General features: G+C 47.1%; 14 protein-coding genes and 1 tRNA gene. 7 read left to right on the top strand and 8 right to left on the bottom strand.

Annotated features, from left to right (window positions below; genetic code table 11):
* Window positions 1-12: 12 nt before the first annotated feature.
* Both hisB and L6475_RS08950 read right to left on the bottom strand, forming a co-directional pair.
* Complete coding sequence (hisB, locus tag L6475_RS08955; RefSeq protein ID WP_237819190.1) at window positions 13-1,086, bottom strand: bifunctional histidinol-phosphatase/imidazoleglycerol-phosphate dehydratase HisB; 1,074 nt, start codon at window positions 1,084-1,086, stop codon at window positions 13-15.
* A 38-nt stretch (window positions 1,087-1,124) separates the two neighbouring features.
* Window positions 1,125-1,757 (bottom strand): hypothetical protein, encoded by a 633-nt coding sequence (locus L6475_RS08950; protein ID WP_237819188.1) that lies wholly within the window; start codon window positions 1,755-1,757, stop codon window positions 1,125-1,127.
* 149 nt (window positions 1,758-1,906) lie between these two features.
* Between L6475_RS08950 and L6475_RS08945 the strand changes: the two genes are divergently transcribed.
* Entirely contained in the window at window positions 1,907-2,671 is a 765-nt protein-coding gene (locus L6475_RS08945) for an exodeoxyribonuclease III (protein WP_237819186.1), read from the top strand.
* Here L6475_RS08945 and L6475_RS08940 read toward each other — a convergent pair.
* Window positions 2,649-3,095 carry an aspartate carbamoyltransferase regulatory subunit gene (locus L6475_RS08940; protein WP_237819184.1) on the bottom strand — a complete coding sequence of 149 codons (447 nt, stop codon included), beginning with the start codon at window positions 3,093-3,095 and terminating at the stop codon, window positions 2,649-2,651. The genes L6475_RS08945 and L6475_RS08940 overlap by 23 nt on opposite strands.
* Window positions 3,092-4,039 carry an aspartate carbamoyltransferase gene (pyrB, locus tag L6475_RS08935; protein WP_237819182.1) on the bottom strand — a complete coding sequence of 316 codons (948 nt, stop codon included), beginning with the start codon at window positions 4,037-4,039 and terminating at the stop codon, window positions 3,092-3,094. The genes L6475_RS08940 and pyrB overlap by 4 nt, the downstream gene beginning before the upstream one ends.
* A gap of 164 nt (window positions 4,040-4,203) precedes the next feature.
* Between pyrB and L6475_RS08930 the strand changes: the two genes are divergently transcribed.
* The 3 genes from L6475_RS08930 to L6475_RS08920 all read left to right on the top strand — a co-directional run bounded on the left by L6475_RS08930 (window position 4,204) and on the right by L6475_RS08920 (window position 7,510).
* Window positions 4,204-4,959, top strand: a complete 756-nt coding sequence (locus tag L6475_RS08930) for an SDR family oxidoreductase (RefSeq protein WP_237819180.1) — start codon at window positions 4,204-4,206, stop codon at window positions 4,957-4,959.
* Window positions 4,960-5,649: 690 nt separating this feature from the next.
* Entirely contained in the window at window positions 5,650-6,213 is a 564-nt protein-coding gene (locus tag L6475_RS08925) for a very short patch repair endonuclease (RefSeq protein WP_237819178.1), read from the top strand.
* A 301-nt stretch (window positions 6,214-6,514) separates the two neighbouring features.
* On the top strand, window positions 6,515-7,510 hold the full coding sequence (locus tag L6475_RS08920; RefSeq protein ID WP_237819176.1) for a transposase: 996 nt from the start codon (window positions 6,515-6,517) through the stop codon (window positions 7,508-7,510).
* Here L6475_RS08920 and L6475_RS08915 read toward each other — a convergent pair.
* Window positions 7,499-8,305 carry an inositol monophosphatase family protein gene (locus tag L6475_RS08915; RefSeq protein WP_237819174.1) on the bottom strand — a complete coding sequence of 269 codons (807 nt, stop codon included), beginning with the start codon at window positions 8,303-8,305 and terminating at the stop codon, window positions 7,499-7,501. The two genes, L6475_RS08920 and L6475_RS08915, sit on opposite strands and share 12 nt — an antisense overlap.
* Before the next feature lie 57 nt (window positions 8,306-8,362).
* Window positions 8,363-10,255 carry a M13-type metalloendopeptidase gene (locus L6475_RS08910; RefSeq protein ID WP_237819173.1) on the bottom strand — a complete coding sequence of 631 codons (1,893 nt, stop codon included), beginning with the start codon at window positions 10,253-10,255 and terminating at the stop codon, window positions 8,363-8,365.
* A gap of 300 nt (window positions 10,256-10,555) precedes the next feature.
* Between L6475_RS08910 and L6475_RS08905 the strand changes: the two genes are divergently transcribed.
* Window positions 10,556-11,047 carry an N-acetyltransferase gene (locus tag L6475_RS08905; protein ID WP_237819171.1) on the top strand — a complete coding sequence of 164 codons (492 nt, stop codon included), beginning with the start codon at window positions 10,556-10,558 and terminating at the stop codon, window positions 11,045-11,047.
* 161 nt (window positions 11,048-11,208) lie between these two features.
* On the opposite strand, the gene L6475_RS08900 is transcribed toward L6475_RS08905, so the two are convergent.
* Window positions 11,209-11,282: transfer RNA gene (locus L6475_RS08900), tRNA-Arg, on the bottom strand.
* Window positions 11,283-11,437: 155 nt separating this feature from the next.
* Here L6475_RS08900 and L6475_RS08895 point away from each other — a divergent pair.
* Together L6475_RS08895 and L6475_RS08890 are read left to right on the top strand one after the other, a co-directional pair.
* Window positions 11,438-12,232: a Nif3-like dinuclear metal center hexameric protein gene (locus tag L6475_RS08895; protein WP_237819169.1), complete on the top strand. Its 795-nt coding sequence runs from the start codon at window positions 11,438-11,440 to the stop codon at window positions 12,230-12,232.
* A gap of 1 nt (window position 12,233) precedes the next feature.
* Window positions 12,234-13,091 carry a zinc ribbon domain-containing protein gene (locus L6475_RS08890; protein ID WP_237819168.1) on the top strand — a complete coding sequence of 286 codons (858 nt, stop codon included), beginning with the start codon at window positions 12,234-12,236 and terminating at the stop codon, window positions 13,089-13,091.
* Between the two features lie 22 nt (window positions 13,092-13,113).
* On the opposite strand, the gene L6475_RS08885 is transcribed toward L6475_RS08890, so the two are convergent.
* On the bottom strand, window positions 13,114-13,566 hold the full coding sequence (locus L6475_RS08885) for a type I restriction enzyme HsdR N-terminal domain-containing protein (RefSeq protein WP_237819166.1): 453 nt from the start codon (window positions 13,564-13,566) through the stop codon (window positions 13,114-13,116).
* Window positions 13,567-13,597: the final 31 nt, after the last annotated feature.

Genomic DNA, 13,597 nt, shown 5'->3' with positions numbered 1-13,597 from the left:
CTGTTTGCTTGTTTATAGCATTCCCTTCGTTGAGGGCAGCTCGTAGTGATAGATATCGCGCTTCACGGCCATTTTCAGTGAGCGGGCCAGGGCTTTGAAGATGCCCTCAATCTTGTGGTGTTCGTTCTGCCCTTCAGCGTGGATATAGAGGTTCATGCGAGCGGAATCGCTCAAACTCTTGAAGAAATGGAGGAACATCTCCGTAGGCATATCGCCCACATGTTCGCGGTGAAATTCTGCCTGCCATACCAGCCAGGGGCGTCCGCCAAAGTCCAGACAGGTGTGAACCATGCAGTCGTCCATGGGCAGTGAGTAGCCATAGCGCTCAATGCCACGCTTCGATCCCAATGCCTTCTGCAGGCATTCGCCCAGTGCAAGGGCCGTGTCCTCGATGGTGTGATGCTCGTCAACGTTCAAGTCGCCGTTGCAGCGAATGTACAGGTCCATGCCGCCATGCTTTCCTATCTGTTCCAGCATGTGGTCAAAGAATCCCAGTCCTGTCTGAATATCGCACTTGCCAGAACCGTCCAAGTTCAGTCTTACGTCGATGTCGGTCTCTTTAGTGGTACGCTTCACCTCTGCCGTGCGTTCGCCAGCATAGATAATTTCGGCTATCTTGTCCCATGTCATGCCGTCACGGCCCAGAATCAGGCTCTTGCAGCCAATGTTCTTGGCAAACTGTGCGTCGGTGTCGCGATCGCCTATCACGTAGGAATTCTCAATGTCGTACTCCTCGGGGTTGTTCATGTACTTCTCTACCAGTCCCGTCTGTGGTTTGCGTGTGTGGGCATTGTCTTCAGGAAAATGCGGGTCGATGAGCACTTCGTCAAAAGTGACACCTTCCCCTTTCAGGGCCTCGAGGATAAAGTTGTGAGCGGGCCAGAATGTATCTTCCGGAAACGATTCAGTACCCAGTCCGTCTTGATTCGACACCATGACGAAACGGTAGTCCGTTTTTTGGCGCAGCAACGACAGGTTGCGGAACACGCCCTGAGTGAAATGTATTTTTTCGAGTGCATCAACCTGCTCGTCCTGTGGTTCATCTACGATGGTTCCATCGCGGTCTATAAAGAGAATCTTTTGCATTGGGAGGTGAAAGTTGAGAGTTGAGAGATGAGAGGTGGTCAGAACGAGATCTGAGTGCGCTCCTTTTCCTGTATTCTTGCCGACCCGTAGAGGTAGTAGAATGGGAACAGTGTGGAGAGCAATATAAAGGCCTGTATGAAGCCTGCGAGTGTGAATACCACTAGATTTGTCCACACCATGTAGTCGGGCATGCCAGTAGGATCGCCCTGGAAGGCACCAGCCTGCGACACCATTCCTGCGGCCAGCAGCACAATGGCTGGCAACTCAGTAATCAGAATCAGTGACATTGTTACGAATGCAACCATCAGCAGCACCAGAATGGCTCCACCCCAATAGCGAATGGGAAAAGCGAAAGGCTTCATGCTGACGCCAGCCCGTTTCTTCAGCAAATATCCTCCCACTGCCATCAGTGTTAGTATTGCCAACGTGTTGATTACCACCATGATGAGTGGCAGGTATTGGCTGATGAGCGATGTGTGAGAGGAAAATGATGAAAGACTTGTGGCCAGACAAGTGGTGATACCTGAAAATAAGGCATATACAACGGCCGCAAGCCATGTAGTGCGGAAAATCTTACGGAACTTACCTACGTAGAGGCGGTAGCCGTCGCGAATGCAGGCACCTACACTTCTCAGCTTCCACTGTGAAAGTTCGTTCGTCTCTTTATCCATTTTCAAAAAAGTATATACTGTTTAGAATGTGCAAAATTACTCAAAAATCCCGATATTACAAATTTATTTGATAACTTTGGCTTTCCTACAGTTACTTTTTTGTATCTTTGCAGGAGTTTTTAACTCCTGTAAAGAAAAGAATTATTGATATGAAACTGATTAGTTGGAATGTAAACGGGCTTCGTGCTTGTGCCGGGAAAGGATTTAGCGATGTGTTCCGCAGTCTTGATGCCGACTTCTTCTGTCTGCAGGAAACCAAGATGCAGGAGGGACAGTTGGACCTGGCTTTCGAGGGCTATGAGAGTTATTGGAACTATGCCGACAAGAAAGGCTATTCGGGCACAGCCATTTTTACACGTCTGAAACCAATCAGTGTGACGCGAGGCATTGGTATTGACGAGCACGACCATGAGGGGCGTGTCATCACCCTCGAGATGGATCATTTCTATCTGGTCACCGTCTATGTGCCCAATGCCCAGGACGGTTTGAAGCGTCTTGACTATCGTATGCGATGGGAGGATGATTTTCAAGCCTATCTCTCAGAGCTGGATAAAAAGAAACCCGTCATCGTGTGTGGCGACCTGAACGTGGCTCATGAAGAGATAGACTTGAAGAATCCTAAGACGAATCATCAGAATCCAGGTTTTACTGACGAGGAGCGAGCAAAGTTCTCGCAGTGGCTCTCACGGGGCTTTAAGGATACGTTCCGAACCCTCTATCCGGAGGCACAGACCTATTCCTGGTGGTCTTACCGCTTCCATGCGCGTGAGAAGAATGTGGGATGGCGCATCGACTATTTTGTGGTCAGTGACCGTCTGATGCCACAAGTGAGCGATGCCAAGATTCATACCGATATTCTTGGCAGCGATCACTGTCCGGTAGAACTCGAACTTACACCAGTTCCACTTTATTGATATCCTGTTCCTTTTCGCAGTAGTGGCAGGTCAGGATATTGCCATTCACGTGGAAATGGGTTTTCATCGGTTCATTGTTGGTGATGCACTTCGGATTGTTACAGCGCACTATGCCGCGTATCTCTTCGGGTGTGGTCACCGCTTTCTTTTCTACCACCTCATAGTCGCGGATGATGCTCAGAATCACGTTGGGGGCCACTACCGACAGACGTGAGATTTCCTGATCGGTAAAGAATTTGTTGCTCACCTTGATGATGCCCTTGCTGCCCACTTTCTTTGAAGGGTAGTTGAATCCGATGGTCACAGGCGTGTCCAGTGTGAACAGTCCCAGCAACTGGGCCACCTGATAAGTTTTCTCTGAGGGTATATGGTCTATTACGGTGCCGTGTTCAATGGCGGCTACCAGACGTTCTTTCTTGTTCATAGAATGATGGTTTTGTCGTTTCTTACTTCGTCGAGACTGATGCCCAGCACGTCGCAGAAGATGGCTTCGCGGGCAAAGAGACCGTTGCCGGCCTGCTGAATGTAGTAGGCATGTGGATTGTCATCTACTTCGTAGGCAATCTCGTTGACACGGGGTAGGGGGTGCAGAATCTTCATGTTCGGCTTGGCCAGACGAAGCAGGTCGTTGTTCAGCACATACACATTCTTCACACGCTCATACTCCATCAGGTCTGAGAAACGCTCCTTCTGTACGCGCGTCATATATAAGATGTCAGCATCCTGAATAATTTTCTCGTTGAAGGCCGTATGCTCCTGATACTTGATTCCGTGCTCGTCGCAGTACAACTTGTACTCCTTTGGCATCTGCAGTTCCTTCGGTGCCACGAAATGGAACGTGGGGTTGAAGTGGCGCATGGCCATAAGCAGCGAGTGAACGGTGCGGCCATATTTCAGGTCGCCCACCAGATAGATATTCAGATTGTCCAACGTGCCCTGTGTCTTGTAGATGCTGTACAGGTCGAGCATGCACTGTGAGGGATGCTGGTGGGCACCGTCGCCGGCGTTGACGATGGGCACTGGGCTCACCTCGGAAGCATACTGAGCGGCACCCTCAATGAAGTGGCGCATCACAATCACATCGGCATAGTTGGCTACCATCGATATGGTATCTTTCAGCGTCTCTCCCTTTGTTCCGCTGGTCACCTTCGGGTCGGCAAAGCCAATAACACGGGCACCAAGGCGGTTGGCTGCCGTTTCAAACGACAGGCGGGTGCGTGTAGAGGGTTCAAAAAACAGGGTGGCAACGACCTTACCTTTCAGTAGTTCGCGGTTGGGGTGACGTTCGAACTCCTGTGCCATCTCTATCATGTAGAGAATCTTCTCACGGGTAAGGTCGGCAATAGTTACAAAATTGTGCTTGTCCATGAATGTCTGTTTACGTTTTTCGTTTGCAAAGGTACGAAAAGTCGAGAGAAATGCAAAAGAAAAACTTTTCTTTTCATCTATTTTTTTATACCTTTGCAAAGCCATATCCTCCTGAATGAGGAGCGGCAATGCTTGACGAATAGAAAATAAGTAAACATAAAACAATGAACAAAGTAGTATTGATAACAGGCGCCACAAGCGGAATAGGCCTTGCATGCGCCAGGAAGTTTGCAGAGAATGGCGACAAACTCATTCTTACGGGAAGAAACGAGAGCCGACTGGCTGAAATCCGTGATGAGCTTAAAGCACATGGAACTGAAGTGCTGACCGTGGCTTTCGACGTCAGAGACCGTGAAAAGGCCCGTGAGTTTCTTGAGGGACTGCCAGAACAGTGGAAGCAGATTGATGTGCTGGTGAACAATGCCGGACTGGCACTCGGCCTGGAACCGGAGTACGAGGGCGATATGAACGATTGGGATGCCATGATCGACACCAATATCAAAGGTCTGCTCACCATGACGCGCCTCGTGGTGCCGGCAATGGTAGAGCGTGGCCAGGGCCACATTATTAATATAGGTTCTGTGGCTGGCGATGCTGCCTATGCCGGTGGAAATGTATATTGCGCCACCAAAGCTGCCGTAAAAGCCCTTTCCGACGGTCTGCGTATTGATGTGGCCAACACAGGCATCCGTGTCACCAATCTGAAACCAGGTCTGGTAGAAACCAACTTCAGCAACATCCGTTTCCATGGCGATACTGACCGTGCCGCCAATGTATATAAAGGTATCAAGCCACTCACTGGCGACGACATAGCCGATGTAGCTGTCTATGCTGCCAATGCTCCAGCCCACGTACAGATAGCTGAAGTGCTAATTCTTGCTACCCATCAGGCCAGCGGAAGCGTTATTGTAAGAAAGTAAGTAATCCCGTATTTTGAATTTTGGCCATTATTTTCAAAATTTTGGCCAAAATTCAAATAATAATGGCCAAAATCTATTTTAGCCTTTATTGTATTTTTTCTCAAAAAGAGAACTATTGGCAAGAAACGGAATAGCTTCTTGACTTCAATAGTTGAATAGCTGAAACAAATTATAGCTATAATCGTTTGAATTTTAGCTATAATTTTCGCAATTATAGCTATAATTTATTTCAGCGTTATGCCTCTTATCATCCAAAATGATAAGAACTGTTGGTCAATTAGAATCAAAAAAGATTTGTTTTCTTTGGTTTTTCAATTGCTTTGCACTACCTTTGCAAATGCTATCTGCCCACAGCGGCAATGATGCACATTGAGGTGTGCTGAGCCATAGGGTAGAGCACTACATATTGAAAAGGCGTTACTGACGTTTTGTTTTTGGCTGTTCAAAACTTCCACAATCGAACAGCAAACAAAAACTATAGAAGAAAGAAAGGATGACTTGAGATTGGCTTTCCATCTGAAACCCCATCACAAATTATCTAAAGATTATCCAGCATTAAGACCTCACGTATTAATTGATTACTCTTTCCTTGACACGACTTTTGGCGAATTAGAAAAAAATTACGCTGAATAGAACTCTTATTCGTGTTTTTCTCGTACCTTTGCGTCAACTGTAAGTTCTTGAAGCAGCATGGACAAACTCTCACCACAACAGCGCCACAAAAACATGGCGGCTATCAAGTCGAAGGATACGAAGCCGGAGATGATAGTGCGTCGTGGACTGTGGCGTAGAGGATTCCGATTCAGACTGAACCACAAACGATTGCCTGGACATCCGGACTTGGTGTTGAGGAAATACAGAACGTGCATCTTTGTGAATGGATGCTTCTGGCATGGACATAAGTGTAGCCTCACCCCCGACCCCTCTCCAAAGGACGAGGGGAGAATAGGCTTGGAGAGTTCGGAGTGCTGCAAAATTCCGAAGACGAACCGTGAGTTCTGGGTGAACAAGATTCACAGAAACAAGGAGCGAGACAAGGAGGAACAACGGAAACTTGCCGAAATGGGCTGGCACTGCATCACGGTGTGGGAGTGCGAACTGAAGCCTAGTAGGCGGGAAGAGACATTGGAGTCGATAGCCTTCACATTGAACCGCATCTGGTTGCAGGACCATGGAGCGAAGAGTGCTCCCTATCCAGAGATTGAAGAAGAGCCTCAATTGCCAATGGCAGCAGAGGAAATGCATGAGACATAATGCCATCATTGCGTTGGAATTTATATTGAAAACTTGTCCGTTTCGCTATAAGTCTGTATCTTTGCAATATGAATGTTCTGAGATAACGGATATCGGAGAAAAAGACTAAGCCTTTTGCGCTGCACTGAAGTGCAACGAACGTGACGGAGAGATGACTGCACTGAAGTGCGACGAAGGTGACGGAGAGATGACTGCACTGAAGTGCGATGAACGTGACGGAGAGATGACTGCACTGAAGTGCGACGAAGGGAACGAAAAAGTTTGAACGAAACAAAGGACCATAAACGAGACTAAGATAATAATGGAAGAAAAGAAGATAAAAGCGCCTATTAAACATAATAGACTGCGCCGCATGGATAATCATGATTATACTTCGACGTGCATTTATCTTATTACTGTAACGACGGTTGAACGCAAACGTATTTTAGGTTCACTTGTCGGAGGCAATGCCAGTGAGGCAGCGATTGTTCCAACGGAATTAGGCGCTTATGTGGCTGAGGCTTTTCGAAAAACTGCATCAGAGACAACGAAGAAGACAGGATGCCGTGTTCAAGTGTTACATTACAAAATTATGCCCGACCATTTCCATGGTATATTATATATCCGAGACACTTTGCCAAATGATTACCCTTTGGGAAAAATAATTGCTGCATGGAAAAGTTCTTGCTCTCACGCTTTATGGGATGCCTCTTCGTCAAGTGCTCAGAACTTTAGTGTTGAGAAAACTCCTCTTTTTTCCCGAGGATTTAATGATCGCATTTTGTTTAGGAAAGGACAATTACAGACTTGGATTGCATATCTGAATGACAATCCGCGCAGGCTCTGGCTGAAGACGCATTTCCCTAATAGATTGCGCAAGACGTATGATTTTCAGGCAGGAAAAAAGGGACATAGATATACTGCTGTTGGCAATACATTCTTGGTAACTTTTCCTGAGCGTATTCAAGTGAGATGTCATCGCAATCTGACACAGGAAGAGATACAAGCGGAGGTGAATAAATACATGAAAGAGGCGCGGCGAGGAACCGTGTTGGTATCGCCCTTTATATCGCCTGCAGAGAAAGCTGTATATGATGCTTGTTATGAGGAGAAACTACCGATGATACATATTGTGAATCGTGGATTGGATGGACAGTTTGTTTATCCTTCAGGGAGAGATTTGACTGGATGCTCGGAAGGCTTTATGTTAGTGTTGGCCCCTTATGCCGATTATAGTGAAGAAACAAGAGCTGTCCGTATCACAAGAACGCAGTGCCTCAATATGAATGACTACGCAGCTGATTTGTCAAACTGCTAATTCCTCCTGCAATATTTTGACCAACTTTTCGGGGCCTGCAATGATGCTGATTTTGCGATTGTCGCATAGGGGAATGACTATGCCTCCTGCCTCACGGACAATAAGCTGACCTGCACAAACATCCCAGGGGTTGAGATTGTACTCCCAGTAGGCATCAATGGTTCCCATAGCAGTGCAACAGAGATCGTATGCTGCACTGCCCATTCGGCGGAAACCGCGCACTTGGGGGATAATCTTGCTTACTTCGCGGATGTTGTTGACGGGATGGGTGGCTTTGTCGTAAGGGAAACCGGATGCTACAACGCACTCCTGAAGGGATTGTTTGGCGGAGACGTGCAGTTGGACAGCATCTGTACTGTTGGCTTTCCCGAACCATGCACCTTCGCCCTTAATGGCTGTATATAGCTCGTCAAGATATGGAGCAAAGACAACGCCCACAACACCTTCGCCCTTATAGGTTATGCCAATGCTGACGCAGAAGACTGGCAGACCTTGCGAATAGCTGTTTGTGCCGTCGAGCGGATCGACTATCCAGGCCCATTCGCTGTCGGCATGGAGGTGCTGGCCAGTCTCTTCGCCTATGATGGAATGAGTAGGATAGAGGCGTGATATTTCTGTGAGCAGATAGTCCTCGCAAGCTTTGTCAACCTTTGTGACGACATCATAGACATTGCTCTTGGTGTTGATGCCGATGTTGTTGGAACGGAAGGCATTGAGTTGTATTCTACCGCAATGCAGCGCCATTTTGATGGCGGCATCCTTGATAGCCTTTAGTGTTTGGGATTCGCAATTCATAATATTCTGATTTTCTATTTCTTGTGGATGAAGAAAGCTGAAGGAGCAATGAGATGACTACCAGATATAGGTGCGGCGCTCGGTGGGGAGATAGAGCTTGTGATTGAGATTGACCTGGTAGAGATCGTACCACAGGTCGGTGTTCATCACAACTCCATTGACACGGAGACGGGCGTGGGAGTGTACATCGCTGTTTTTCAGTATTTCGAATTTTTGATCGCCATACTCTACACACCACAAGTGGGCGTATGACTCATAGAACTTGCGGAGTTGATTGTTGAATTGCTCACCAGCGAATCCTTGCTCGGTGATATGGGCGATGTAGGCATCGCGAGCAGCGAGGAAGCCACCTAAGTCGGCAATGTTCTCATTGATGGTGCGACTGCCATTGCCGAATGTTAGTGGTGCACGCTTGGGGTCGAGTTCCTGACTGTTGTAGGTGCGAATAAGATTCTGACTGCGATCCTCGAAGTTCATCTTGTCGCTGACAGTCCACCAGTTGTTGGGCACACCATACTTGTCGTACTTGGCTCCCGAACTATCGAAACCGTGGGTGAACTCGTGGCCGATAATGGTGAACACGGCATAAGAGCATGCTTCGCTTGTACCTTCTTGGGGCATCACTGGCGACAGGAGCATTGACGGATAGATGAAAATGGCGTTGTAGTTGGGTTGGTAAGCGGCATTGACAAGTGTGAGATCCATGGGTATGAGATTGCCGTTGCTGTCGGAACTGGAAATAGTGAGGAGATAAGAGAACGCATCGTTTGTGCCGATGATTTTGGTGAGCAGACGGGCATTGGCCGAACGGAGGCGGTGCATGACTTCAACCATGGTCTGACAGTCGGAAAGGGGAGCGACGCAGTCTTTATGCCAGGTGTCGGGAAAAGCCACGTTGAGTGCGCAGTTGTCCAACTTGTCGATAGCATTCTGCTTGGTGGTCTCGCTCATCCAATCAAGTTTCTGAATGCGCTGGCGCAGAGATGCTTGGATTTCCTTGGTAATGTTAAGGTATTTGTCTTTCAAACTTTGTGGCAGAAAATGCTGCTGGATGTGGTAGGAGAGGGTGTAATTGAGTTCGGCTCTGGCATCGTCGCGCAGATCGTTGAGGGTCACTGTCGGTTTGCGGAGCCATTTTTTGTTATAGTCGGCAAGTCCTTCGGCATCAGCATAGGCTTCGTAGTCGAGCCATGCGTCCTGCATCATCTGATAGAGTTCGTCAACAGAATAAGAACTCCAGATATAGTCAAAAAGAGTGTTTGGTATAATCAGCGACTCATCGATGCCCAACCCCTGAGCCAACTGGCTGATAGGAGTGGTGGAGGAGGTGCTCCTCGTTGACGGCAGAGACAGATAGTTACTGTTGAACTCCTGTATCTGATTGAAAGTGACACGGTTGGCAGATTCATTCAGGTGAGGCTCAAAGTAAACTTTCAGTTTGTCTCTGTCCCATACCGCAAAGACTGAAATGTTTAGCGGATTGAGGCCATTGACAAACATCTCGCCAATCATTTTGAAGGCTTCTTCTTTGGTTTGTGGCTTTTGCATCTTAGCGCGCTGAGCATTGATATAGGCGCGTGAAGCTTCTGAGTGGTCGTGCATATTATCAACGAGTGTGAAGAAGTTGCGCAGATCGGGTACGTCTGTCTTCAGTTTCTCAACCTTCTCGTTCATTGAAGCAGTGGCATCGTAGAGTCCGCCAATAGACTGTACAGGATCGGATGGTATGGGGTTCTGATTGAGCCAAGTGCCATTGCAATAGTCATAGAAGCTGTCACCAGGACTCACATTCAGATTCTTGTTGACATCATAGGGAAAGTTTAACGGGTCGGTAGCTGAAATCACTTCATCCTTCTCGTCCTCCCCAGCGGTAGAGCATGAGGTGAAGACACACATTTGACTAAGGAAAAGAATCGCTGCAAGGAACTTAGAAAGTTTAAGGATTGTCATGTCTTAATAATGTAGATTACGTTGTTGATAAAAAACTGGAGCAAAAATACAATATTATTATAATATGTACAAGAATTGGCACGAAAAACTTATCAGACTCGTTTCTCTATAAAGAAGTTTTTCAGGAAAAATGAAGCAGATAAGAATCTTTTTTTGTATTTTCGCAAAAAATATATCGAAATGTCGATTATTGCTTGAGAAGAAAGAATCTATATCTCTTCGAGGCTATGCATGGAGTGAAGAATATCGTGTTGCCGCCAAACTGGTAATAATCACGAATGAATGACTTAACTTAAAGTGATGAAAAGAATTATTAGAGAAGCAAGACTGGCGGATATGGATGCTATCATGCAAGTGTTTTCAGCCGCAAAAGGAATTATGCGCAAGTCGGGTAATATGCATCAATGGGGAGAAGGCTATCCGTCGGAGGATGTAGTGAAGGCGGATATGGAAAAGAAAGGCGCCTTTGTGGTGGAGGAAGAAGACAAGGTGGTAGGCTATTTCGCTTTTCTGCCATCGCCAGATCCTACTTACAATAGAATATATGATGGAAAATGGATTGACGATGAGCAGGCCTATCATGTGGTGCACCGCATTGCCAGTTATCCGGAGGTTCACGGCGTGTTCAGCAGTATCCTTGACTTTTGTTCTTCTTTAGACAGAAATATCCGCATAGATACCCATCGTGACAACACCATCATGCAGCACAATCTCTTGAAGCACGGCTTTACCTATTGCGGTATCATCTACCTGCTCTCAGGCGATGAAAGACTGGCCTACCAGAGGGTGTGAGGGGGGACCGTTGGGATTGATTTTATCTATCCCAGTAGGCTGGTTCTGTTGGAATTGACTTTGTCGATCCCTGTAGGCTGGCGCCAGCCATCCTACAAATGAAAAAGGAGAATTAAATATCTGAAAGCGGGCTTTCATATTTAATTCTCCTTTTCCCTTTGTGATCCCGTTGGGATTCAAACCCAAGACCTTCAGAACCGGAATCTGACGCTCTATTCAGCTAAGCTACGGGACCATTGGCTTGTAAGCGGATGCAAAAGTAATGAAAATATCTGAGAAGTGCAATTGTTCAATGATGAGAATAAGTTAAAAACGCTTAATAAACAATGGGGGGTATCATGCTATTAGGAAAAAAATAGTAATTTTGCAGTTCTAAATAGACATAGAAGCGTGAAAATTAAGGAAGTTTTGTGCGCCCTTGAACAGTTCGCGCCCCTGCCGCTGCAGGAAAGCTGGGATAATGCTGGCCTACAGATCGGATTGACAGAGGCGGAGGTTTCAGGGGCATTATTGTGTCTGGACGTGACTGAAAAGGTTATCGACGAGGCGCTGCAGAAAGGGTGCAATCTGGTGATTAGTCACCATCCCTTGCTGTTCCGCGGTCTTAAGCAGATTAGCGACCAGAACGATGTTCAGCGCACTGTATGGAAAGCTATTCAGAACGCTGTCTGTGTCATCTCCATGCATACTAATTTAGACAGTACTTTGGGCGGCGTAAACTTCAAAATAGCTGAACGTTTGGGCCTTTCAAACATTGTTTTTGGTGCCCCTACCACTTTCTCTGCTGAAGGAGAACCGCTTTCAGGAGCATGGGTGATGGGTGAGCTGACCGAACCGATGGCTGCCGATGATTTTGTGCTGCACGTGAAGCGACAGATGGAGGCTGAAAGTGCTATGTGCAACGAGTTGCTGAGGCGCCCAATCCGACGTGTGGCTATCTGTGGCGGAGCAGGAGACTTTGTGCTCGATGAGGCAGTAAAGGCCGGTGCAGATGCCTTCCTTACGGGCGAAATGCACTATCATCAGTACTTTGGCTATGAGCAGAAAATTCAAATCTGTGTGATAGGTCATTACGAGAGCGAGCATTTCACTACCGAGATATTCCGCGATATTATTCAGAAGGCTTGTCCAGAGGTGAGAACGGAAATTGCAGAAACAAATACAAATCCAATAATATATTTATAAAATGGCAAAAAAAGAATCTACAGACCTCTCAGTAGAGGAGAAGCTGAAAACTCTTTTCCAGCTTCAGACAGCCCTTTCGGCTATTGATGAGAAAAAGGCTCTGCGTGGTGAGCTGCCCCTTGAGGTAGATGACCTGGACGCTGAAATTGAAGGCCTTAACACACGTATTGAACGCATTCAGGCTGAAGTGGACGAGTTTAATCGTGCCATTTCACAGAAGAAGGCCGAGATCATTGAGGCTCAGAATAGTGTTGACCGCTACAAGCAGCAGCTTGAAGAGGTGCGCAACAATCGTGAGTACGACACCCTGAGCAAGGAGATTGAGTTCCAGGAGTTGGAAATTGAACTCTGCAACAAGAAGATTGTTGATGCCCAGAAGCGTATCAGCGAGCGTAGTCAGGACCTTGGCGGAGCTCAGGAATTGCTGAAAGAGAAGCAGGCCGACCTTGAGGTGAAGCGCAACGAGCTGGATGAAATTATGGACGAGACTCGTGCTGAAGAAGAGAAACTGAAGGAGAAGACCAAGGAACTGGAAGCAAAGATTGAACCTCGTTTGCTCACTGCTTTCAAGCGTATCCGCAAGAATGCACGCAACGGTCTGGGTATCGTTTATGTGCAGCGCGATGCCTGCGGTGGTTGCTTCAACAAGATTCCACCCCAGCGTCAGCTCGACATCAAGATGCATAAGAAGGTGATTGTATGCGAGTACTGTGGTCGTATTCTCATTGACCCTGAATTGGCTGGCGTAAAGGTTGAAAAGCCTGTTGCTGCTGAGGAAAAGAAAACTCGCAAGCGTACTTCTACCGTTCGCAAGACTTCAACTTCTAAGAAGGCCTCTGACGCCAACGATATGGACTAAGAGACGGTAGCGTCAGAAAGTACTATACAATTGAATAGTAATCAGGAATTGCGCGCAGGAACGTATATCGGTTCTGCGCGTAATTCATTTCACAGCAATAGTGCTGAAGACCGTTCGACACCACAAGATAATCGACATGCAGCAGCATGTTATATACTGATATTTGGTCGAACACTTTCTGCGTCAAAGCTATGTGGGGCGCTTTATACTCGATGATCATACGCGGGCGCATCTCCTTATTATATAATACGGTGTCGCAACGCAGTTTCTTTTCTCCGATTTTCAATTCAATCTCATTGCAGAGCAGACCCTTGGGATAGCCTTTCTGTTCCATCAGAAAATGAACGAAGTGCTGGCGTACCCACTCCTCTGGCGTGAGGGCCACATATCGGCGGCGTAGCACGTCAAAAATCTGTTGACGGCCGTTAACGTCCTTCAGTCGTATGTCATAGGGTGGGAGATTTAACTGCTCCATAATTTTAAAATTTTCGACCAGATACCTACTC

The organism is Prevotella sp. E9-3 (assembly GCF_022024015.1).
Taxonomy (GTDB): Bacteria; Bacteroidota; Bacteroidia; order Bacteroidales; family Bacteroidaceae; genus Prevotella.
This window is presented reverse-complemented; position numbering and strand designations above follow the sequence as displayed.